Source organism: Paenibacillus sp. IITD108, assembly GCF_036541265.1.
Lineage (GTDB): Bacteria > Bacillota > Bacilli > Paenibacillales > Paenibacillaceae > Pristimantibacillus.
Window position 1 is genome coordinate 115,719 of record NZ_JAZHCT010000001.1, and the last position, 23,810, is coordinate 139,528.

Here is a 23,810-nt window from a genome sequence, read left to right on the forward strand (position 1 = left end):
CAAGAGAGGCGATCTTTTTATTTGCTGGCACATCATTAGTGCCCGTTCCACAAATCAGGATTTGCCAACACAAAGCATAGACAGCTGTTCAGCGTCTCCATTCCTCCGGCAATAGCTGCTGGTAGCTTGGAAGCAAATAGCGGTCATCTATTAATAAAAGCATGCCACGGTCAGTCTCAGAGCGGATCAATCTGCCTCCGGCCTGCTGCACCTTATTCATGCCGGGTATAACATAGGAATAGTCATAGCCGTTCTTTCCTTGCCTATTGAAATAATCACGCAATAAATTGCGTTCTGTACCTAACTGGGGCAGCCCTACTCCTATGACAGCTACACCGGATAGACGATCTCCGATTAAGTCAATGCCTTCGGAGAATATGCCTCCCATAACGGCAAAGCCAATTAGAGGGCGCGTATTGCCTGCTTGAAAGGAAGCAAGAAAATGCTCCCGCTCCTCCTCAGACATGCTTGCGGTTTGCAGCATTATGACTTCGTCACTATGCTCTGAATTTGTCAGTTCCATATATGCCTCATGGACAGCATTCATATAAGCATATGAAGGGAAAAAGGCAAGAAAGTTGCCCAGCCTCGCTGCCAGCGTTCGTTTAAGCAACCTAGCAATCGGCTCATAAGAAGCTTCCCTATCATGATAGCGCGTCGATAAAGGAACGATCTCTACCTCCAGCTGCTCTTTGGAGAAAGGCGACGGCAGCGACAACGTATAATCCTTCTCCTCAGCTCCGAGCATGTCCATGTAATAGGACAACGGCGAAAGCGTAGCAGAGAAATAGATATGGGAACGATAGCCTTTACCCATTTGGCGCAGCATTGCTGAAGGGTCCATGCAAAACAGCTTTAAGGTTACTTCATTTCTGCCTAGCTCTGAATAAGCCACATAACGCTCATCAAACAGCTTTGCCGTTCGGACAAACTGCTGCGCGGCAAAATATGCATCCAGCAGCTGACTGCCTCCCTGTTCTGCTTCATTTCTATTGGATCCAATCCCGCTGGACAGGGCTGCTTCCGCAGCATGCACGAAAGCCTCTGCCAGTTCCACCAGCTCACTCGGCAGCTGCGATGAAATCGTTATGGAATTCTCGCTTTCCTTGCGCAGCGCAATAAAAAACTGATTAACGGCTTTTGCAGCTGCATAGCCTTCCGCATGCACGCCCTTCAGTTCGCGCTGCAATGCCAGAAACGGCGCCTTCGTCAGCTCTGCAGAATACATTTCACGAGCACGGTCTACAAGATTATGCGCTTCGTCTATAAGCAGCGCTGTCTTTTTTTTCATTTCTGCATACTGCCGCTTTAATGAAATACGCGGGTCGAATATATAATTATAGTCGCAAATAACCGCATCCGCTGCATAAGCAATATCCAATGAATACTCAAAGGGGCACACCTGATGCTTATAAGCATACTGCTCAATAATAGGACGGGTCATAATCGTTTCATTCGTCAATATGTCAAGTACGGCTCCATTGATGCGATCGTAGTAGCCGTTCGCGAAAGGACAATGCTCCTTCTCACAGCGTACCTCGTCCTGGAAGCATATTTTTTCCTTGGCGGTTAAAGTAACCGCGTGCAAATAAAGACCTCCCGCTTTCAATTGCAATAGCGCAGACTCAGCTGCCACTCTCGTTGTAGTGCGTGCCGTCAAATAAAAAATACGCTCCAGCAGCCCGTTGCTGATCGCTTTTATCGCAGGGAACAAGGTTGAGATCGTCTTGCCTGTGCCAGTTGGCGCTCTTGCAAGCAAACGCACGCCTTCTTCGATCGTTCTATATACTGCACCCGCCAGCTTTCGCTGTCCTGCCCGGTAAGAATCAAACGGGAAAGTTAATGCTGCAGCACTTGAATTTCTTTTCTCATTATGTGATCGCTGCTGCTTGGCGAAGGGCATATAGCTTTGGATGAGATCCAGAAAAAATGCTTTCAGCTCTTCATATGACATTTCGCGTACAAATCTGCGCTCCAGCTTGCTTTCCTTCTGGACGTAGGTAAGCTGAACGAGCATAGAGGCCGCATCTTGCTCCTTGGCAAACATATAGGCATAGCAAATCGCTTGCGCCCAATGAACAGGATATGTATTTTCTTCAATAAGCTCCAAATTCCCATTTGTCGACTTAATCTCATCAATTGTAGCCGGTTCTGTAGCAAGCAAGCCGTCGCAGCGCCCATCGATAATAAACAACAGCTCATCTTCAATCTCCACAGTCGTCTTCAAATAGCGCTCTTTCTCATCCTGCGCCTTATAGGAGCCTTGGACACGCTGATGTGCGATTGTTCCCTCCTGCAGCGCATTCAGCGCATTAGAGCGGACATCGATACTGCCGCTGCGATAAACATGCTCCGCTAATTGTCTTACCGATAGTGAAATAGTATATAGTTCAGTCATAATAGCTCCTTATTATGATCTCACATGAATAGAACATTTGTTCTTCTAGTGTATCATAATCTAAAAGCTTATGCATATTTCTTAAGTGTTTTCTTTACTTGATTCTTTGCTGCGATCACTGCTGCTATCCTTGTTGAATTACAGCATCTTCGGCATCTTTGGCATCTTTGGCATCTTTGGCATCTATTGCATCTATTGCATCTATTGCATCTATTGCATTTCTATTATGTTTAGTTTCTCTGTCATCTTTAATTTCCTGGTTTTGCAGCAACAACGATTTATTGGGCAAATAGTGAATGGAGCGTATGAACCGAATCGTTCTAGTTTTCGCTCTCATCACAATAGAATGGGTCTCTGCCCGCTCGTCGGAAAAGTATTGGACTCCTCCCAAAAACTCACCTGGCGTAACTCCGGTCGCTGCAAAAATAACATCCTCCGTGCCGATCATATCATCCATAGTAAGCACACGGTAAGGCTCTTCAATCCCCATCTTCAAGCAGCGTTCATATTCCGACCCATCCGCAGGCATCAGTCTTGCTTGCAGCTCGCCCCCCAGACATTTGAGCGCAGCTGCTGCCAGCACGCCTTCCGGAGCGCCGCCGGAGCCAACATATAAATCAATGCCTGCTTCCGGAAATGCCGGAGCCATAGCACCCGCCACATCTCCATCCGTTAAAAACTTGATTCGCACGCCAATTTTACGCAGCTGCTTAATAAGAGTCTCGTGCCTTGGTCGATCCAAAATCATAACAGTTAAATCCGACACCTTTTTATGCAATGTCTCAGCAGCCTTTTGCAATGTTTTCTCAATAGGGTCTGCAATACTTAACTTGCCTACTAGGGCAGGACCGCAGGCCAGCTTCTCCATATACATATCAGGAGCATGCAGCAGCTGGCCTCTGCCGGCAACAGCAATAACCGACATTGCATTGTTGAGCCCCTTGGCCACAATCTCTGTCCCTTCCAAAGGATCGACAGCTACATCTACCTCCGGTCCTATCATATTGCCTACTTGCTCGCCAATATAAAGCATTGGCGCCTCATCCATTTCCCCTTCCCCAATCACTACAGTGCCCTGAATTGAGACAGAATCAAACATCGAACGCATAGCCGAGGTAGCTGCTCCATCCGCACTATTCTTATCGCCTCTTCCCATCCACGGCGCCGATGCTAGCGCAGCAAGCTCAGTAACCCTTACAATTTCCAATGCCAGCTCTCTCTCCATGACCAACACTCCTGTTCTTTTTGTCCACATATTTAAACAAAATTAAACAAAATGATAATTCGATACACTTTTTCTTTGATTAAATGCTATATATGAAGCAAACTTGTTATTTAATATGTAACATATATTTATATATGACGCAATATATATTTGTATATTTCTATTATTATGTGTAAAAATAGTGCATTCGCCTCTTCTGATAACAGATGCCAACAGTTTATCCCATCCTTCTGTCTCCCCGTGGACACTCGTTCCGTTAATCGTCCCGACTTTTTTGTCCTTTAACGGAACGTCTGTCACTTTGCTTCCTCAGAACAGCGATTATGGGGGTAATAACGGAACGTCCGACCAACTAGTGAGGCTGTCGGGAGCTAATGTTCATTACATTAAAAAAAGCCCGGTTATTTAGATTTAGCCGGGCTTACAAAGCACTTGCAGAGCACATTTTATTTGACAGATGTATAATAAATAATTTGCTCATCGCTTAGCTCGCTTACGATTTCCTTCCTGATCTCCAGGTAGACCAGGTGCGCGAGCGTTTCCGCCATGGCAAAACGCAAGTTATGAGCATTTTGCCGCAGATGGCTGCCAAAGGACAGCTCGCAGCACTCAAACGCAGTATAGCTGCCTGCCTGCAGCTGCTCAAGCATTTTATCCAATCTTCTGGCATGATGCTGCTGCAGTTGTTCAATGCGTTCAGCAAAGTTTACAATAGGATCTCTATGTCCGGGCAATGCCAGACGAACCTTATACTGCTTCAGCTGCTCGAGACTCGTTAAAAAGCAATGCAGAGGGTCCTGCTCCTCGCCTGGCACAATACTTATGTTGGGCGTGATCCGGTCCAACACTTGATCGCCGCAGAACATGATTTGCTCTTTCTCATTAAATAAGCACAATTGACCAAAAGCATGGCCGGGCGCATCAATCAGCAGCCACTGCCGATCTCCAAACGCAATGGTATCGCCAGCTTGAATATAAGTTACTTCCGGATGAGGAAGCACTCTCGAGCGGAACTCGCCAAGATTCTCGTCAATCGCCTGCAACAAATGCTGCGGCATGCCATGCTTGGCAAACAGCGCTAGCAGTGCGTCGTTATAATCGCTTTCCGCTTCAGTCCCCCATAGTCTGCGGGCATATTGATGCGCACGGCTGGACATAAATACGGGCGCTGCTGATCGTTCCTGCATAAATCCGGCTAAACCATAATGATCGGGATGCTGATGAGTAACGATAATCTTCTTTATTTCATGCCATTCTATGTTCAGATATTCAAGCACTTTCTCCCACAGTCCAATTGCTTCATCTGTCCGCAGACCGGGGTCTATGATCGTATAGCCGCTGCTGTCAGGAATGATATAACTGTTCACCCACTTCAAAGAAAACGGCAGCGGCACTTTAACAAGCTTCCAATTATGATGTAATTCCGTAACAGCGCTCAGCATGACTTGCCCACCATAATCATCCTTTTGGAGGAGCCCGCTTTGTAGGCCGAGCCGTCATAATCGCCGTACAGCTGTTCCAGTCTTAAATCCAAATGCTTGAACTGCTGCTCGAACCAGTCCAGCGAATAGAGTCGAACCCGCTCCAAATACTGACGCGCCTTATCGCGTTTGCCCGGCTCATAAACGGTTATTTCCTTTTGAACCCAGCCGTCTCGAATCGAACGGACTTCTTCTATATGTACCCCATGCTCCGGCTCAAATCGCTCCGAATAAGGAATCAAATGCTGTACAATATAATCAGGATTTAAAAAATCGATAAGAAAGAGACCGTTTGGCTTTAGTACACGGCGAATTTGCCGCATAACAGCAATATTATCACTTTCAGCTGAAAAATAACCGAAGGAAGTAAATAAGTTCAACGTCGCATCAAAGCTCCCATCCTCAAAAGGTAAGCTTCGCATATCGCCATTCATCCATTCGATTTCTTTCTCATCATCATTTTCTTTTGCTTCCGCCAATAAAATATCAGATAAATCTACTCCCGTTACTTGATAGCCGCAAGCCGCCAATGCTACTGCATGCCGGCCCATCCCGCAGCCAATATCAAGCACTTTGGCACGATTGGGAAGATCAAGCCAAGCAGCCATCTTGGCCACCTCGCGATCTGCTTGCTCCCAATCTCTATGCTTATATACAATCATATAATCTTTGCCAAAGCTTTGTTCATACCATGGTATCATTGCCTAAGCCCGCTCCTTGTCCTAAATCGTCCTTCATATCTTTCTATATATAATGTTGCAGCCTGCTCGTCTGCTGAAGCTCGACTATTGTCCCTGCTCCTATTCCAAACATCGCTGCATGCAGTTCAAATTCGATCCGCTCAAATTGCGCAATTAATTGCTGAACAGACCATTGCGAATCTCCCTGTGCAGCCTGCGGCAGAAGCGCTCTGCCAAAGCCGGCCAAATTAGCTCCCAGCGCAATCGCCTTGGCAGCGTCAACGCCTGTATGAAGCCCGCCGCTTGCTATAATTGTCGCCTCCGGCAATGCTTGCCTTACTTCAGCAATGCACGCTGTTGTTGGAATGCCCCAATCAGCGAAGGCTTCTGCTGCCAGCCTGCGCATCGGGTCGTTCGTGCGATATTTTTCTACCTGGCTCCAAGACGTCCCGCCTGCGCCGGCAACATCGATAAAGGAAACGCCAGCCTCATATAGTTTACTCGCAGCAGCTCCATCTATTCCCCAGCCTACTTCCTTTACCCCTACCGGAATGTCCAGCGCAGCGCAAAGCTTTTCAATTTTAACTAACAGGCTGCTAAAATCCGTATCGCCTTCCGGCTGAAAAACCTCCTGCATGCTGTTTAGATGCAGAACAAGCGCATCAGCTTGCGATATATCCACAGCTTTGCGGCATGTATCCGTCTGAAAACCGTAATTCAACTGAACGGCTCCGACATTGGCAATAATCGGTACGGAAGGCGCCTCCTTGCGAATATAGAACGATGCGGCCAGCGCTTCATCCTCCAGGGCAGCGCGCATCGAGCCCAGCCCGATTGCCCAGCCTCTCTCCTCGGCCGCAATGGCCAGCCTGCGATTAATGGCTCCTGCTTCATCCGTGCCGCCGGTCATGGAACTGACCAATAACGGCGCTTTTAATGGATAGCCCAGCCAGCTCGTTTCCAGCGATATTTGATCAAAGGCCAGCTCGGGCAATGCGTTGTGCTTAAATCTATATTGTTCAAAGCCTGTTAAAATCCCGTTGCTGTTAACCTGTTCCTGCAAGCAGATTCGAATATGCTCTGCTTTTCTTTTGGCTGTTATAGCCATCTGCTGCTCGCTCAAGCCGCATCCCTCCGATTCCAGCTGTCCAAATTATACATTTATATGCTCTCATAATTCTCATGATTTCTTATTTAAGCATAGCATATAATTCCCTTTCATGCTTGTTTCAAGCCCTATCATTAGTTTGTAGAAAGAAGTATTTTTAAAGTCTTTGATTTTTACATTCATCAAAATGATTATTTCAATCATTTTATTGTGCATTTTCTCTAATTGGATTAAACTATTCATAGAGGAAGAAAGAATTGTTCACCTTTAGGCAAAAAGCTTCTTCATTTCGAACTAACAACATTTCGCTGGAGGTATTACGACATGGAAATTAGAATTTTCGATTCACAGCTGCAGCTGGATGAATATGCAGCAAATATTTTTATACAATTGCTTGCTCGCAAAAAAGATGCTGTTCTAGGTCTCGCAACGGGATCAACCCCAATCGGACTTTATAATAATCTTGTTGAAAGCTATAAAGAAGGTAAAGTCAGCTTCAAAGATGCCTATACGTTTAATCTTGACGAATATGTTGGCGTTACTCCTGACAATGAGCAGAGCTACTCCTTTTTCATGCATAAGCACTTATTCTCCCATGTAGATTTGCAAGCTGAACATATTCATTTGCTAGATGGAATGGCTCCAAATGCCGAAGAAGAATGCGCAAGCTTTGAGAGAAAGCTTGATGAGAAGCCGCTTGATATTCAATTACTGGGACTTGGACATAATGGTCATATCGCCTTTAATGAGCCTGATACCTCTTTATCCAATAAAACGCATGTCGTTAAGCTTGATGACAAAACGCTGCAAGCCAATGCACGCTTCTTCAGTTCAATCGACGAGGTGCCGAAGCACGCAATGACAATGGGAATCGGTTCAATTATGAAAGCTAAGCAAATATTGCTTATCGTCAGAGGAGCAGACAAGGCTGCTATTGTAAAGGAAGCTCTTCAAGGCCCGATCACGACTCAGGTTCCTGCTTCATTGCTGCAATTGCATGCTAATGTTACTGTACTTTTGGATCGAGAAGCTGGAAGGATGTTGGTCTAATGACTACGAATACTACAAGCTGGATTATTAACAACGTACAAATCGTTCAAGAGGAAGCTGTTACGAAAGGCGCTGTCATAGTTGCCGACGGCAAAATTGAGCACATTTTGTCTGAATCGGAATATGCCTCCTTTGCAAATGAGAAGGACCTGCCTGTCCTTGATGGCAACGGCGGCTTGCTTATGCCTGGCTTTATCGACATTCACGTTCATGGCGGCAATGGCGGCGACTTTATGAATGCGAATCGCGAAAGCTTCGACGCTATTACATCCTTCCATGCAGCTCACGGAACAACGGCTATGCTTGCTACGACGATGACCGCTTCCAAGGAAGCGATTGAAGCTGTATTGTCTGCAGTAACTGAATATCGCAGTACAGAGATGCCTTATACGGAACTTATCGGCGTTCATTTGGAAGGGCCTTTTATTAGTGAAAAGTGGCCTGGCGCGCAAAATCCCAGCTTCATTCATCCCCCGTCCGTAGAATGGGTGAAGGAATGGAACAGCAACTGGCCTGATCAAATCAAACAGCTTACGATGGCGCCTGAAAAGCCAGGAGCAATTGAAACGATCAAATGGCTGAGCGAGCAAGGCATAATTGTTGCTTGCGGGCATACTGACGCTGTTTATGCCGAGCTGAAGGCTGCGGCTGATGCTGGTCTTGCTCACGCTGTTCATACGTACAACGCAATGCGTGGACTTCATCACCGTGAGCCGGGCACGCTAGGTGCAGTGCTGACTGATGATCGCATTTATTGTGAAATAATTGCGGACGGCGAGCATGTCCATCCTGCTGCTATCAATTTGATGCTGCGCGCAAAGCCGCTTGATAAAGTTATTATTATAACAGATGCTATTGAAGCAGCAGGTATGCCGGACGGCAATTACCAGCTTGGCGGCCTGGCAGTTACAGTCAGCAATGGCACTGCACGCTTGACGGAAGGCAATGCACTGGCTGGCAGCAGCCTGACTATGAATAGAGCTATTCGCTATTTGGCGAATAATACGAGCCTTCATTTGAATCAAATCAGCCGTATGGCAAGCGGAAATCCGGCGCGCGAGCTGCGCATATTTGATCAAACCGGGTCCATTGAAACGGGCAAACGAGCAGACTTGGTATGGCTGGACAATGAGTATAACGTACAGCAAACCTGGGTGCAGGGCCGCACGATTTTTACCAAGTAAAATTTCAAGGATAAACAAATGAATCAAGAAGGGGTGTCCCAAAAGCCTTAACCAGGCTTTCGGAACACCCCTTCTTTTAATCCGTAGTATAAATTCGCACCTTATTAGCGGTCAATGCCGCAGCAAGCTCACCCTTGACTGCTGTATCCGTTAAAACGGCATGCAGCTCAGACAAATGGGCAATCGTAAATAGAGACGTGCGGTCAATTTTCGTATGGTCGAACAAAGCAAAGGTTGCTTGTGAGCGTTTCATCAGAGCCTTGGCCGTATGAGCTTCCTGCTCAGAGTAGCTAGAAATGCCGCCCGTTGCAGAAATGCCGTCGACACCTATGAACATTTTGGCAATATGCAGCTGGGCAACCATTCCTTCTCCAAGAGGACCGCACAGCTCATAGCTGTTATGACGCATGATTCCGCCTGCCACAACGACTTGAATGCTGCTGCCTGCCAGCTCCATGGCAATGTTGACAGCATTGGTAACGACTGTGATTCCTTTGCGCTGCTTTAAAATTTTGGCCAGCAGAAAGTTGGTCGTTCCGCCAGATAAGCCGACTATGTCTCCTTCGTTGATCAGCAAAGAAGCCAGCTGTGCAACTCTTTCCTTCTCAAGAATAGACAGCCGCTCCTTCTCGGAGAAAGGAAGCTCTCTCAGCGTTCCAAGCCCTTCATGAAGCGCTCCGCCCATCGTTCTAATAATAGGCTGACTTTTGCCTAGCTGGTCCAAATCTCTGCGGGCAGTAGCTTCGGAGCATTGAAACAGTTCAACAATTTCTTGAATTGTAATTCGTCCATGCTGCCGCAGATGCTGCATAATTGCCTCGCGGCGCCGCTGCCCCTTTGAAGCGGAATGATCTGTCATCGTTAACGTTCCACCCAAGCTTTATCTAATAATAATTGCTCTACAACGGACCATTCCGGCAAAGCTTCCCAATCGCCGCGCATTTGAACGACTAAGGAGCCATTGATGCTTGCTAGTCTAACCGCTTCCACAGCAGACATGCCTTTGGAAATGCCTGCAAGGAAGCCTGCGCAAAATCCGTCACCTGCGCCTACAGTATCGATTACCTGATCAGCCTTATAAAATGGAACAGCCTGTTCGGAATGCTTGTCCAGCACGATTGTCGCGTCATCTTTGCCTTTAATAATAGAAACGGCCTTAAGCTTTCTAAGCTGCTCCTTGACGGCCTCGTAATCTTCCGTATTGTACAGCAGCTTCAGCTCATCCCAGCCCGGCAGGAAATAATCCGCCTCTGCAGCTAGCGGGAGCAATGCATCGCGTGCAGCTTCAATGGACCACAGCTTAAGGCGCAAATTAGGATCGAAGCTGATTTTGACGCCAGCTTCCTTCGCAATTTGTATCGCTCTTGTTACGGTTTGGCGGCAATTCTCGCTCAATGCTGCCGTGATGCCAGTAATGTGCAGCAGCTTCGCGCCTTTAATATAATCCTCATCCAAATCCTCTGGCTGCATACGGCTTGCAGCGGAATGCTTGCGGAAGTAATGAACCGCCATTCTGCCCGCAATATGCTCGCGGAACATCATGCCAGTTGAAGCTTCGCTGCTGCGGATTACGCGCGAGGTGTCAACCCCTTCGCCGCGCAAGGTTTTTACAATGATAGTACCGAATGGGTCGTTGCCGAGCGCTCCGAACCAGCCGACTGAAACGCCCAGTCTGGCAAGCCCGATAGCGACATTGCTCTCCGCTCCCCCGAAGCCTTGCTCTAGAGTAGTAGAGCGTTCAATGGCTTTGTGCGATTCAGGCATAAACAGCGCCATAGTTTCTCCAAATGTTACTATATCCGGTGATGATTGTTGCACGGTCTGATCCCCCTAATCCTCTGCTACGCCTTTGCTAAAGCTAGCTGATATCTTATCCAGCAGCTTCTCCCATAACTGCCTGGACTGGACTTTCTTAAGTCTTATCTATACATTGGATATTTCATAAATACTAGAATTAAAATAAATAAAACCCAAACGATATAGCTCATAGTACGAGCCTTGTTAATATTAGCTGTTGCGCTTTGGCCGCTCTCGATAGCAGCTTTAATGCCTTTAAGCGGTTTGGCCATAATTCCGCCAACTGCTGCAATGGCAAGGAACAATACAACAATCAGTACCATCCACAAAACAGAATACTCTGCCTTGGAAATCAAGTACCCGCCTGTAAGCAGTTGCAAAACAAGAAAATATTGAGCAAAACGGTTAGCTGTAATCATGCCGTCAGCAAGCCCGCCTTGTCCGCCGCCTGCAAGCTTGGTAGCTCTGCCGATCAAAAACGGCATAACTAAATAGAAGCCCATTCCTACTGCTCCTAAAACGTGTAAAAATAGCATTGCATTTCCCATTTTTATTCCTCCTATGTTCTAATCACATCTACTTGTAGTTTATCAGAATCATATTTTTTTTCAAATAAAGCGTTACAATAAGCTGTTGCCCTGCCATTATTGCTCTTCTCTTGCCTTTTGCAAGGCTGCCTTAATATGAAAATAGGTAATATCCTCTGGCAGATTTTCTTTCAGCTGTTTCAGCTTGTCTGTTTGCAGATCATGTACAGCCTTTATAATTAGAATCTCCTGTTCAGTTGTCAAAAGCCTGCCCCATTCGAGCTTGCAGCCTTCTTCTGAACAGCGCAGCAAATGATTTTCCACTGTGGCCAAAGACAAGCCTCTGGCTTCTGCAATTTGAGACAGTTCTGTTCCGTTATTAAACATTTGCAAAGATAATACATGACTTTGGCTAGTTGCATTGTCTGGGTCGCTCATACTTTCTTTTGCCGGTCCAGCCATAGCCGGAGTGACTCCGATTCGCTGAGCACCCGAAATAGGCAAAGACTGGGTTCTGCTGCCTTCTGCGGAGCCAAGCTGTGCTATTAGCGGCAGCAAGGAAGGACCATATTTAAACGCCTTTGCTTCTCCAATCCCTTTGATGCCGAGCAGATCTTCCAACGAACCGGGAAGCGCTGCGGCAATTTCCCTGAGCGTAGCATCTGAAAAAATAATAAACGGCGGAACCTGCTCCTCCGCAGCCCGTTCTTTACGCCAGCTTCTAAGCGCTTCAAACGCAGGCGTTGCTGCAGCCGTGCTGACAGCATGCTTTATAACTGCAGAGGTGCGCTGATGGACGGACTTTCGGCCCTCCAACACCGGCAACGCAGCGGCTGTAAGCGCTACGGTCGGATATTGCCCCTCGCTAAGGCGCAAATAGCCTTCTGCAATTAGCCAATAGATCCAATTTGTAATTTCCTTTTCGGATACATGCCGCATCAGCCCATAAGTGCTTAGCTCGTCCAGTCTTAGCTGCAGCAGCTTTTTATCGCGTGATCCTTTAAGAACTTTGGCTACCATCGTCACTCCGAAACGGCCGCGCATTCTGCCTACGCAGGAAAGAGCCATTCTGGCCTCCTCCGTCCGATTGGCAGATTCACTTTCGTCCAGGCAGTTGCTGCATTTGCCGCAAGGCTCAACCGCAGATTCACCGAAGTAATCAGCTATAAACTGCTGCAGGCATCTTTCTGTCCGGCAGTAATTAATCATTGTATTCAACTTCGCCTGCTGCATCGCCTTATGCTCAGTTTCTCCGGTGCCTTGCTCGATAAGGAAGCGCTGTATGCGAATATCAGAAGCGCTGAACAGCAGCACGCAATCACTTTCCTCTCCGTCACGCCCTGCCCGGCCTGCTTCCTGGTAATACGATTCCACATCGCCTGGCATTTGCCAGTGGATGACGTATCGCACATCAGGCTTGTCTATACCCATGCCAAAAGCATTTGTTGCAACCATTACAGCTACTTGGCCAAACCGAAATTGCTCCTGCGACGTCTCGCGGTCACGATCACTCATGCCGCCATGATATTTGCTGGCTTCAATCCCCCAACTGATCAGCCTATCATAAACAGCCTCGGTCTCTTTGCGGGTAGCCGTATAAATTATACCGCTGCTATTCTTTCGCTCCATCACAAAGCTGCGCAAATAGCGTTCCTTATCATCAGCATTTGCAATTGACAGGCTCAGGTTTGGACGAGCGAAGCCAGTAACATAAATTTTCGGCTCTGTCAGGCGAAGCATACTGCTTATATCCCGCGCTACCTCAGGAGTCGCCGTAGCTGTAAACGCCGCGATGCCTGGCCGCTGCTGCAATTGTCCTATGCGAGCAGCCAATTGGCGATAGCTTGGGCGAAAATCATGGCCCCACTGCGATACGCAATGGGCTTCGTCTATAGCAATAAGCGGTATATGCAATTGATCGAGCAGCTGTTGAAATAATGGGGCATCCAAACGCTCGGGTGCTATATAAAGCAGCTTGTATTCCCCGTGAATGGCATGTTCAATTACTGAACGATATTCCGCGGCTGTCAGAGAGCTGTTCAAATAAGCGCAGCTGACCCCTACTCGCCTTAGACTGTCTACCTGGTCCTTCATCAGCGATATTAGCGGCGAAATAACCAGCGTCGTTCCAGGCAGCAGCACCGAAGGTATTTGATAGCAAATAGACTTTCCTGCTCCGGTCGGCAGTATCGCAAGCACATCTTCATACTGCAAAACACTTTCAATAATTTGTTCTTGGCCCTTACGAAAAGAATCATAGCCATATATTTGTTTGAGCGCAGTTCTAGCCTGTTCAAGCATTAGACACCCTCCTTTGCATGAACTTCGGTCGGCTTCCAAAAAGAAAGGACCCTGTCTACTTACAGTCAGGGTCCTTAAGCCTTGTTAATTACAAAATTATTGGCCTGCTATAACAATATCGATAACATTGCGAACGGATTGAGCAGATTTATCTAATGCTGCCTTCTCCTCAGCAGTCAAATCAAGCTCCAATACTTTCTCAATACCGTCGCCGCCGATAATCGTCGGTACTCCCATGAACAAGTTGTCATAGCCATATTCGCCTTCAAGGTAAGCGATCACTGGAATAATGCGCTTCTTGTCTTTAAGAATAGCTTCTGTCATTTGAACGAGAGAAGCAGCCGGAGCATAATATGCGCTTCCGTTGCCAAGAAGATTTACGATTTCGCCTCCGCCTACACGAGCGCGCTGTACAATCGCTTCAATCCGGTCAGCTGGAATTAGCTTCTCGATTGGAATGCCCCCCGCATTGGAGTAACGAACAAGTGGCACCATATCGTCTCCATGGCCGCCAAGCACGAAGCCGCGCACATCTTCCACTGAAATATTCAGCTCTTGTGCTATGAAAGTACAATATCGAGCAGTATCAAGAACGCCTGATTGGCCGATTACGCGGTTTTTAGGAAAACCAAGCGCTTGGAACGCTACATAAGTCATGGCATCAACCGGATTGCTAAGAATGATTACATAAGCGTCGGCGCTTGTTGCCTTTACATTCTCACAAACAGATTTTACAATGCCTGCATTCGTATTCACAAGGTCGTCACGGCTCATGCCCGGCTTACGAGCGATACCAGCAGTAATGATAACGACGTCGGAATCCTTCGTATCCTCATAATTTGCTGTTCCCGTAATATTTGCGTCTACGCCTAAAACAGGAGTCGCTTCCAGCATATCCAGCGCTTTACCCTTTGTAGGATTTTCAAGCGGAGCGATATCTACAAGCACAACATCTCCAAGTTCCTTTTGCGCAAGCATAAGCGCTGTTGTAGCACCTGTAAAGCCTGCGCCGACTACTGTGATTTTTTTACGTTTAATTGCCATCAGTAAGTTCCTCCCGCAATAATGTTGCCTGTGCCATGTCCCGGTTCGCGGATGGTGGACAACGATGCATCAGAAGCTGCCTTTGCTCAAGCAGCTTCTGATGCGAAAGTTTCTATTGCCGCGAATCGATGCCAATCATCAGGCTTACCGGGCTTTTACTACATATTTTTGATGATTTCGTCAGCGAATGCGGAACACTTCACTTCTGTTGCGCCTTCCATCAAGCGAGCGAAGTCATAAGTTACAGTTTTGTTGTTGATCGATGTTTCCATACCTTTGTAGATAAGGTCAGCAGCTTCTTGCCAGCCAAGATGCTCAAGCATCATTACGCCGGACAAAATAACTGAACCTGGGTTAACTACGTCTTTGTCCGCATACTTCGGAGCTGTACCATGAGTCGCTTCAAAGATAGCATGTCCAGTCAAGTAGTTAATATTTGCTCCAGGAGCGATGCCGATACCGCCAACTTGTGCTGCAAGCGCATCGGATAGATAGTCGCCGTTCAGGTTCAATGTTGCAATAACATCGAAGTCCGTTGGACGTGTAAGTACTTGTTGAAGCGCAATGTCAGCAATCGCATCTTTAACGATGATTTTGCCTGCTGCTTCAGCTTCTGCCTGCGCCTTGTTAGCAGCGTCAACGCCTTCAGCTTCTTTAATGCGGTCGTATTGGCCCCATGTAAATGTTTTGTCAGCGAATTCTTGCTCTGCAACTTCATAGCCCCAGTTTTTGAACGCGCCTTCTGTAAATTTCATGATGTTGCCTTTGTGAACCAAAGTAACAGACTTGCGGCCATGCTTGATTGCATATTCAATCGCTGCACGTGCAAGACGTTTTGAACCTTCTGCAGATACTGGCTTAATGCCGATACCAGACGTTTCAGGGAAACGGATTTTGTTAACGCCCATTTCATTTTGCAAGAAAGCAATTACTTTTTTCACTTGCTCAGAGCCTTCTGCATACTCGATACCTGCATAAATATCTTCTGTATTTTCACGGAAAATAACCATGTCAACAAGCTCAGGACGTTTAACAGGTGAAGGTACACCGTCAAAATAACGTACTGGGCGAAGGCAAGTGTATAGGTCAAGCTCTTGACGAAGCGCAACGTTCAAAGAACGGATACCGCCGCCGATTGGCGTAGTAAGAGGACCTTTGATAGCTACGATATATTCACGAATTGCTGTAAGCGTATCTGCTGGCAGCCACTCGCCGAATTCATTGAATGCTTTCTCGCCTGCAAATACTTCGTACCAAGCGATCTTTTTGGAACCACTATAAGCTTTCTCTACAGCTGCATCCAACACACGCTTGGAAGCGCGCCAAATATCGCGGCCTGTTCCGTCGCCTTCGATAAAAGGAATGATAGGATTATTAGGTACTTGCAGTACACCGTTGTCAATAGAGATTTGCTCGCCTTCAGTCGGCAAAGCGTATTTCTCGAACTTAGCCATGAATAAATTCCTCCTAAACATTGTGGTAAAGCTAACATACTATACTAGTATAACATGTTTAACGTTATTGCAGTTAATACTGCTCAAGGATAAAAGCTTCGCCGCCCTTTGGGCAGACGCCGCTTAGCGATCCTCGATTGGAACATACTTCACATTCGAAGGTCCTACATAATCTGCGCGAGGACGAATCAATCGATTATCTTGATATTGCTCAAGAATATGTGCCGTCCAACCGGAAACGCGGCTAATTGCAAAAATTGGCGTAAACAAATCGCGCTGAATACCAAGATTTGTGTACACAGAAGCGGAGTAGAAATCTACGTTTGGCTTCAGTCCTTTTTGGCCTGTTACAAGCTCTTCGATTTTAACAGACATATTGAATAGGTCCATATTGCCCTTCAGCTTGCCAAGCTCCTTGGACATATGCTGCAAATGCTTTGCGCGCGGATCGCCGTTTTTGTAAACGCGATGACCAAAGCCCATAATTTTCACTTTATTAGCAAGGGCATTGTTGATGTAACTCTCAACGTTATCAAAAGAACCGATCTCTTCCAGCATAACCATAACCGCTTCATTCGCACCGCCGTGTAGAGGCCCTTTTAGCGCGCCAATAGCTGAAGTTACTCCTGAATAAATATCAGACAGCGTAGCTACCGTTACGCGAGCAGCAAAGGTGGATGCATTCAGCTCATGATCAGCATGAAGCACTAGCGCTTGATCCAATGCTTTAACCGCTACTTCCGCTGGTTCCTCGCCAGTCAGCATGTAAAGGAAATTATAAGCAATGGATACGCCTTTCTTCGGTGCAACCGGCTCTTTGCCTTCGCGGATACGAGCAAATGCTGCAACAACAGTTGGAAGCTTTGCTTGAAGCTTAATCGCTTTGCGCTGATTAGCCTCTGCAGACATATCGTTCGCTTCCTCATCATAAAGTGCCAGGCTGGAAACAGCTGAACGAAGAGCGGCCATAGAATTTGTTCCATTTGGATATAATTTAATTTGATCAATTACTTGTTGCGGGATTGCTGCATACTCATCCAACTGCTGCTGCAGCTGATTAAGCTCGGCACGATTCGGCAATTTGCCATACCAAAGCAAATACGCCACTTCTTCAAAGGAAGCGTTTTCTGCTAGATCATCGATATTGATTCCGCGATAGGTGAGCACTCCGTCTATAATAGAGCTGATGGATGATGCTGCCGCGACAATTCCTTCAAGACCTTTTGTTGCTGTCATCGTACTCTCTCCTTTATACTCATTGTAATTAATACATTATGGTGAATGTGCTTGTTCTCAACTCTTTAATAATAAATGATTTTGACAATGAAGTGAACAATATCACTATAAAAATGCTTTATCAGCATCATTACTTATTTGAATCGCTTTTGTCAGCTGCGCTCATTATCCCCAGGTTTGCTCTCATTATCCATTGAAAAACTGTCCAAGCACGTTCTTCCAATCCTTTTAACGTCTCATCATCATAAATTTGCCGCTGCGCATCCATTTCTCAATCCATACAAGCATGAAGCGTTTAAATATCGGACGTGTAATCGGCATAAGCAGCAATATTGCAATGATATCAGACACAAAGCCCGGAATAATCAGCAATACAGATCCAACTATTATGCATATGCTGTTCAGCATCGCATATCCCGGCGGACTCCCATTTGCAAACTGCTGCATCATGGCTTGCCATGATCTGGCGCCAAATACGCGAATGCTGTAAATGCCGATAACAGCTATCGCAAGCAGCAGCCAAAGTGTAAGCCATCCGCCTATCCAATTGCTCATTTGCGCAATACTCCATACTTCGGTAACTGGAAGTATAATGATGAGCAGCAACCACCATTTTTTCATAATGCCACCGCCTATCCTGTAATATCCTTCATTAATTGATAGAGCTCAGGCCAAGCCTTGCTCAGCCTTACTGGCTGAAAGCTGCTATTCACCCAAACGTGATTCGTACCGCCTTCGACCAGCAGCTCGCCCGGCAGCTGCTCCTTGCCGCTCAAACTCCACTGCTCATAATCAGATGCCTGCCCGATCCTTCTAATCTGCGATTCAAAATGAATGCGCAATGGGCTGCACTCCGTTACTCGAGTGCAAATAATAATTTGATCATCGTATTTAGCGGGCATAATAAATTTACAATGTAAATCTATAACCGGCAGCAGCAAGCCGCGCTGCTCAATCTCTTTATAGGAAAAACCATTGCTTCTAATCCATTCCGTTCGTCCAATTTCAAACCAGGTTACATAATTGCCATGGAAAACGACACTCATTTGATCCGTTTCCTGATAGCGCACCCGCAGCGGGTGCAGTTGCCAATTCGTTGCCATAGCCGGTTTGATGCCTCCTTCCGCCATCTTCTTCTATCATAATAAATTTGGCGGTGCTATTTCAAATTTATTAACTAAAATTATGTGTTGCCTTATCCCCGATATATCGGTTGTCTATCTAACTAACTGGTCAGTCGTTCTGTTATTACGCCCAAAATCGCAATTTAGAGGCAGCAAAGATTATCGGTTAATTGTAGATATGGCAACAAGCAATAAAAAGGGGTGCCACTGCGATCAAGATTGGGATTACGACCGCTGTTGTAGTCCAATTTTTCTTAATAAATAAAACCTGTTTAGGATAGAATTGGCCTACAAAGGCGGACGCTGACGCTTCTCCATTCCCATTCTTGCTCTCCGTTTCCCCTTTCTTATTGCTTTTTAATAGTTGCCCACAATTAAAGCAGGATTTCCACCTGCTAACCTTCACAACCTAGGCTTGGTCGCACCGAAAGTTGTGTTATAAATTCGTGCAATTTAAAAAAGCTCTCCCGCATCTTAGATGAACAGGAGAGCTTTGCAAATCCAATCACTTTCGATTGGGTATATGATTACATAACTTTTGATTGACCGGAGTAGATAAAGCCTGTTTCTCCGTAAATCGTTACTTCCATATTGTCTTTCAAAATTTCTATTGCATTATCAACGCCTAGAATTACCGGGATACCAAGGTTCAGTCCGCATACTGCAGCATGGCTTGTAATTCCGCCCTGCTCTGTAATAACTGCCCCAGCTTTCTCGAACGCCGGCATATAATCCTTATCCGTAGAAACCGCTACAAGAATGTCGCCCTTGGATAGTTTTTCGATGGCTTCCTGAGGGTTAGTAGCAACGACAATTTTGCCTGTTGCAGATTGGCTGCCGATACCTTGACCTTTTGCAAGCAATTCGCCAATGTGGTGAATTTTGATCAGATTAGTAGTGCCAGCGCGTCCAACCGGAACACCAGCTGTAATCACTACTGTATCGCCAAGGCTCAATAGGCCTGTTGCAAGCGTGTTTTTAACTGCAATTTCGAACATTTCATCCGTCGTATCCGCATCTGTACCTTTAAGCGGCATTACACCCCATGAAAGCGCCAAATGACGCATAACTTTTTCATCAGTAGTTACAGCGATGATTGGAGCTTTTGGACGGTATTTGGAAACCATGCGAGCAGTAAATCCGCTTTGAGTAGAGGTAATAATTGCCTTAGCATCTAGCTCAAGCGCAGAATTCGCTACAGATTGGCTGATTGATTCTGTTACAGACATTTGCTGCGCGCTAGCTTGCTTCAAGAAAATTTCCTGATACTCAAGAGCTGTTTCTGCGCGCTCCGCAATGCGAGCCATCATTTGTACGGACTCGACCGGATATTTGCCGGCAGCTGTTTCACCGGATAGCATAATCGCATCTGTACCGTCAAAGATCGCATTGGCAACGTCACTAGCCTCTGCACGTGTCGGGCGCGGATTGCGCTGCATGGAATCAAGCATTTGCGTAGCTGTAATAACCGGCTTGCCTGCGCGGTTACATTTTTTAATCATATTTTTTTGAACTAGAGGAACCTCTTCTGGCGGGATTTCTACACCAAGGTCGCCGCGGGCTACCATAAGTCCGTCAGAAACCTCGATGATTTCATCCAGATTGTCTACGCCCTCTTGGTTCTCGATTTTAGAAATAATTTGGATATGCTTTGCGTTATGACGCTCCAGCAATTCTCGAATTTCAAGAACATCGCTTGCTTTGCGGACAAAGGATGCCGCAATAAAATCGATGCCTTGCTCGATGCCGAAAATTATATCGTTCGCGTCTTTTTCAGTAATGCCTGGCAATGAAATTTTCACGCCTGGAACGTTTACGCCTTTTTTACTTTTTACAGGACCGCTGTTAATGACGCGGCAATAAATTTCCGTACCTTCTATGCGCTCAACCGAAAGACCAATCAAGCCATCGTCAATGAGAACTGTAGCGCCGACTGTCAAATCATTTGGCAGGTTGCTATAAGTTACAGGCATACGCTTGTTATCGCCGACAATTTCTTCTGTTGTAAGCGTAACTTCTTCGCCCTGAATTAACTCATACTCTTCTTTCAAAGAACCTAGACGAATTTCTGGGCCTTTTGTATCAAGCAATATAGCTACAGAAGTTCCCATTTCCTCGTTAGCAAATTTAATGTTTTTAATTCTGTTGCCGTGCTCTTCGAAATCTCCATGCGAAAAGTTCAATCTCGCTACGTTCATTCCTGCTTGAATTAGCTTTTTCGTATTTTCCAACGACTCGCTGGAAGGTCCAATTGTACAAACAATCTTCGTTTTGCGCATTTGTTATTTCCTCCGTTGCATACCTTTAGATTCATTTTCAATTCTATCATTACACGATTCATAAAGCTTGTACAGTGATAAGTACAAAGATTCGAAGACTCGACATATTTAGATTATGTTAAGGTCGTGTGCACGGTCTCCGTACCTGTGTCATTCGACTGTTCGGCTTCATCCTCGTGGCTGATCGCTTCTTCATGCTGCTGCGGGATCGGCTCAGAAGTTACAACCTGATAATAGCCAATCTTGCGGAATTTTTCATAACGGTCTTCAATAAGCTGGGCCTTGTCCATTGCAAGCAGCTCCTGAAGATGCTCCCATACCGCAGTTTTCACCTGTTCCGCCTGGAAAGCTAAATCGCGATGCGCTCCGCCTTCAGGCTCGTCAATAATTTGCTCGATAATGCCAAACTCGAGCAAGTCCTTCGCTGTAATTTTCATAGCCTCCGCCGCTTGATCCGCTTTCGAGGCATCCTTCCACAGAATGGAAGCAGCTCCATTTGGAGATATTACAGAATAAATCGCATTTTCAAGCATCAGTACACGATTGCCCACGCCGAGCGCGAGTGCGCCGCCGCTGCCGCCTTCGCCGATAACGACACAAATGATAGGCACGCCAAAGCCTGCCATCTCACGTAAATTATAAGCAATAGCACCTGACTGTCCCCGCTCTTCAGCAGTATTGCCAGGATATGCGCCTTTAGTATCAATGAATGTAATAATTGGGCGATTAAATTTGTTAGCCTGCTCCATTAGTCGCAATGCTTTGCGGAATCCTTCCGGATGGGGACTGCCAAAAAATCTGGCAATATTGTCGCGTGTATCTTTACCTCTTTGATGCCCGATAACGGTAACAGGCACCCCATTAAGCTTAGCTAGTCCGCCTACAATGGCTAGATCGTCCGCAAACAAACGGTCGCCATGCAGCTCGATAAAATCTTCGAAAATACTATGAATAAAATCAAGCGAGGTAGGGCGCTGATGATGACGAGCCATATGCATTTTTTGTGCAGCGGTCAATTCGCTATACAACTCGTGCTCCAGCTGCTTACAGCGTTCCTCCAGCCGTAAAATCTCTTCTGTGAAGTCGATCCCTTTGTCTTCGCTTAAGCTTTTCAGCTCAACAATTTTTTGACGCAGATCGTTAATTGGCTTCTCAAATGGCAGCTCATTAGCCATGAGTCGCTCCCTCCCTTACACAGTGCATATCAAGCAGCTTCGTTAGCATCTGTTTCATATCCTTGCGGTGAACGACCTTGTCGATCTGCCCATGCTGTAAATTAAATTCCGCCGTCTGAAAGTTGTCAGGAAGCTTCTGGCGAATCGTTTGCTCGATCACGATACGGCCCGCAAATCCGATCAAAGCGCCAGGCTCAGCAAGTATATAATCACCTACGCTCGCAAAGCTTGCAGACACTCCGCCCATCGTCGGGTCGGTAAAGACTGAAATAAAGAGACCGCCGTCGCTTTGGAATTTGGATAATGCTGCGCTCGTCTTTGCCATCTGCATCAAGCTCAAAATACTTTCCTGCATGCGCGCGCCGCCCGAGGTTGAGAAAATAATAAGCGGCAGACGCTTCTCATGAGCAGCTTCTATCGCTCTAGTAATTTTCTCGCCTACAACTGAACCCATACTTCCACTGAAGAAGTCAAAGCTCATGACAGCTACAACGACAGAAAAGCCTCCGATTGCGCCTTCTCCCGTAACAACCCCGTCTCGCAAGCCCGATTTGCTCTTCTGCTGCTCAAGCTTGCTGACATAGCCCGGAAATTCAAGCGGATCCAAAGACTCCATGTCTGGATCGTACTCTACAAAATGTCCATCGTCCATTATCATAGCGATGCGCTCGAAAGCGCTCAAACGAAAATGATGCCCGCAGGAGGAGCATACCTTAAGATTTTTTTCCAGTTCCTTGCTGTACTGAATGGTGCCGCATTTGGCGCACTTATTCATTAATCCTTCAGGTATGTCTCGCTTGGATCTTCCCGATGGAATTGTTGCATATTTTTTCTTCGAAAATAAGTCCTTAATTTGCACTTTGACACCTCTCAAGGAGCAATAGTTATGTTCTTTTACGGCCGCATAATTGCATTAAAAACTTCTTGAACTTCTTCAAGTTCACCTGACGGCACAAGAATCTCATATTGCTGTTTAGACAGATTGACGGGGCGGATTTTCACTAAAAAACCTTCCTCCGTAAGCCTCTTATTGATATTCTCTGCCATTTTAGCCGTCGGCGCGATGTAAATTACTGTCCACATCTTAGTACCCCCTGAAACTTTGCTAAAGCAAAGCGTACCATTCAAACTTACCCATTCCCGTCAATGGTCATATATTACACAATGATAACATAGTCATAGCGAATCGGGCAAATGATATAACTGCGCTTTTGGGTCCTTATGTGCAATTCTAGCTGAAGCTGCCGCTGCGATTCCTGCGACGAGATCATCCAAAAACACATGAATATGGCTGCCTTTATTATTCAGCTTTTGAATAATTCCTGGCTTGACCTTGTCCAAATAACCAAAGCTCGTCAGCCCAATCATGCCATAAACATTCGTAATTCCCATCGCGAGCGTTTCGTCTACGCCATAAAGCGATTCATCGCGCTCCATAATCGATTGCAACGGCTCAGGCAGCAGCTTTTTCTCCGCCAGCTCATCCAGTGCTATGCCCGTATATAATACATACTGCACCTCACGCTTGGCAATGACAGAATGTATGCTGTTCAAGCACTCTTCCTTAGTCAAATTCGCATTATAAGGATGCTGCAACGAAAACACGATATCAACCATATCCTGCAAAGCAACGCCGCGTTTTTCCAATAGCTTCTCTATTTCTTTCATCCAATCATCCCTCTTTCGCTGCTTGTATCTCTATGCTTATGCTAGGAGATGTTGGATTGTGCATGAAGAAGCTTTATTT

Annotated in this window: 21 protein-coding genes; 2 read left to right on the top strand and 19 right to left on the bottom strand. The window is 46.3% G+C overall.

The window, feature by feature from the left end; translation table 11 throughout:
* Positions 1 to 88: 88 nt before the first annotated feature.
* The 5 genes from V1L65_RS00515 to fni form a co-directional block, all read right to left on the bottom strand.
* Positions 89 to 2,398 (bottom strand): ATP-dependent DNA helicase, encoded by a 2,310-nt coding sequence (locus V1L65_RS00515; protein WP_331697083.1) that lies wholly within the window; start codon positions 2,396 to 2,398, stop codon positions 89 to 91.
* Positions 2,399 to 2,522: 124 nt separating this feature from the next.
* Positions 2,523 to 3,623 (bottom strand): class II fructose-bisphosphatase, encoded by a 1,101-nt coding sequence (gene glpX, locus V1L65_RS00520; RefSeq protein WP_331697084.1) that lies wholly within the window; start codon positions 3,621 to 3,623, stop codon positions 2,523 to 2,525.
* Between the two features lie 446 nt (positions 3,624 to 4,069).
* The gene (locus tag V1L65_RS00525; RefSeq protein ID WP_331697085.1) at positions 4,070 to 5,065 is read right to left on the bottom strand and encodes an MBL fold metallo-hydrolase; all 996 of its coding nucleotides are present in this window, start codon (positions 5,063 to 5,065) and stop codon (positions 4,070 to 4,072) included.
* A complete protein-coding gene (locus V1L65_RS00530; protein WP_331697086.1) occupies positions 5,059 to 5,805 on the bottom strand; it encodes a class I SAM-dependent methyltransferase in 747 nt (248 codons plus the stop codon). The genes V1L65_RS00525 and V1L65_RS00530 overlap by 7 nt, the downstream gene beginning before the upstream one ends.
* A 43-nt stretch (positions 5,806 to 5,848) precedes the next feature.
* Entirely contained in the window at positions 5,849 to 6,892 is a 1,044-nt protein-coding gene (fni, locus tag V1L65_RS00535; protein WP_331697327.1) for a type 2 isopentenyl-diphosphate Delta-isomerase, read from the bottom strand.
* 324 nt (positions 6,893 to 7,216) lie between these two features.
* Here fni and nagB point away from each other — a divergent pair, with 324 nt between their 5' ends.
* Together nagB and nagA are read left to right on the top strand one after the other, a co-directional pair.
* Positions 7,217 to 7,942, top strand: a complete 726-nt coding sequence (gene nagB / locus V1L65_RS00540) for a glucosamine-6-phosphate deaminase (protein WP_331697087.1) — start codon at positions 7,217 to 7,219, stop codon at positions 7,940 to 7,942.
* On the top strand, positions 7,942 to 9,126 hold the full coding sequence (nagA, locus tag V1L65_RS00545) for an N-acetylglucosamine-6-phosphate deacetylase (protein WP_331697088.1): 1,185 nt from the start codon (positions 7,942 to 7,944) through the stop codon (positions 9,124 to 9,126). The genes nagB and nagA overlap by 1 nt, the downstream gene beginning before the upstream one ends.
* Positions 9,127 to 9,202: 76 nt before the next feature.
* Here the strand turns inward: nagA and V1L65_RS00550 are convergent, their stop codons facing one another.
* The 14 genes from V1L65_RS00550 to V1L65_RS00615 all read right to left on the bottom strand — a co-directional run bounded on the left by V1L65_RS00550 (position 9,203) and on the right by V1L65_RS00615 (position 23,731).
* Positions 9,203 to 10,003, bottom strand: coding sequence for a DeoR/GlpR family DNA-binding transcription regulator (locus V1L65_RS00550; RefSeq protein ID WP_331697089.1), 801 nt, complete (start codon positions 10,001 to 10,003; stop codon positions 9,203 to 9,205).
* Positions 9,988 to 10,944: a sugar kinase gene (locus V1L65_RS00555; RefSeq protein WP_331697090.1), complete on the bottom strand. Its 957-nt coding sequence runs from the start codon at positions 10,942 to 10,944 to the stop codon at positions 9,988 to 9,990. The genes V1L65_RS00550 and V1L65_RS00555 overlap by 16 nt, the downstream gene beginning before the upstream one ends.
* Positions 10,945 to 11,045: 101 nt before the next feature.
* Positions 11,046 to 11,471, bottom strand: a complete 426-nt coding sequence (locus V1L65_RS00560) for a hypothetical protein (RefSeq protein WP_331697091.1) — start codon at positions 11,469 to 11,471, stop codon at positions 11,046 to 11,048.
* Between the two features lie 96 nt (positions 11,472 to 11,567).
* Positions 11,568 to 13,751: a DNA helicase RecQ gene (recQ, locus tag V1L65_RS00565; RefSeq protein ID WP_331697092.1), complete on the bottom strand. Its 2,184-nt coding sequence runs from the start codon at positions 13,749 to 13,751 to the stop codon at positions 11,568 to 11,570.
* Positions 13,752 to 13,847: 96 nt separating this feature from the next.
* The gene (gene mdh / locus V1L65_RS00570; RefSeq protein WP_331697093.1) at positions 13,848 to 14,795 is read right to left on the bottom strand and encodes a malate dehydrogenase; all 948 of its coding nucleotides are present in this window, start codon (positions 14,793 to 14,795) and stop codon (positions 13,848 to 13,850) included.
* 158 nt (positions 14,796 to 14,953) lie between these two features.
* Positions 14,954 to 16,249, bottom strand: a complete 1,296-nt coding sequence (gene icd / locus V1L65_RS00575) for an NADP-dependent isocitrate dehydrogenase (protein ID WP_331697094.1) — start codon at positions 16,247 to 16,249, stop codon at positions 14,954 to 14,956.
* Positions 16,250 to 16,372: 123 nt separating this feature from the next.
* A complete protein-coding gene (citZ, locus tag V1L65_RS00580; protein WP_331697095.1) occupies positions 16,373 to 17,485 on the bottom strand; it encodes a citrate synthase in 1,113 nt (370 codons plus the stop codon).
* Positions 17,486 to 17,713: 228 nt separating this feature from the next.
* Positions 17,714 to 18,106, bottom strand: coding sequence for an FxsA family protein (locus V1L65_RS00585; protein WP_331697096.1), 393 nt, complete (start codon positions 18,104 to 18,106; stop codon positions 17,714 to 17,716).
* A gap of 11 nt (positions 18,107 to 18,117) precedes the next feature.
* Complete coding sequence (locus tag V1L65_RS00590; RefSeq protein WP_331697097.1) at positions 18,118 to 18,588, bottom strand: acyl-CoA thioesterase; 471 nt, start codon at positions 18,586 to 18,588, stop codon at positions 18,118 to 18,120.
* Between the two features lie 548 nt (positions 18,589 to 19,136).
* The gene (gene pyk / locus V1L65_RS00595) at positions 19,137 to 20,888 is read right to left on the bottom strand and encodes a pyruvate kinase (protein ID WP_331697098.1); all 1,752 of its coding nucleotides are present in this window, start codon (positions 20,886 to 20,888) and stop codon (positions 19,137 to 19,139) included.
* A gap of 113 nt (positions 20,889 to 21,001) precedes the next feature.
* Positions 21,002 to 22,063 (bottom strand): acetyl-CoA carboxylase carboxyltransferase subunit alpha, encoded by a 1,062-nt coding sequence (locus V1L65_RS00600; protein ID WP_331697099.1) that lies wholly within the window; start codon positions 22,061 to 22,063, stop codon positions 21,002 to 21,004.
* Positions 22,056 to 22,922 carry an acetyl-CoA carboxylase, carboxyltransferase subunit beta gene (accD, locus tag V1L65_RS00605; protein ID WP_331697100.1) on the bottom strand — a complete coding sequence of 289 codons (867 nt, stop codon included), beginning with the start codon at positions 22,920 to 22,922 and terminating at the stop codon, positions 22,056 to 22,058. Before accD ends, V1L65_RS00600 begins: the two co-directional genes overlap by 8 nt.
* A gap of 35 nt (positions 22,923 to 22,957) precedes the next feature.
* The gene (locus V1L65_RS00610; protein WP_331697101.1) at positions 22,958 to 23,146 is read right to left on the bottom strand and encodes a glutamate decarboxylase; all 189 of its coding nucleotides are present in this window, start codon (positions 23,144 to 23,146) and stop codon (positions 22,958 to 22,960) included.
* Positions 23,147 to 23,239: 93 nt separating this feature from the next.
* On the bottom strand, positions 23,240 to 23,731 hold the full coding sequence (locus tag V1L65_RS00615) for a phosphatidylglycerophosphatase A family protein (protein ID WP_331697102.1): 492 nt from the start codon (positions 23,729 to 23,731) through the stop codon (positions 23,240 to 23,242).
* Positions 23,732 to 23,810 lie beyond the last annotated feature (79 nt).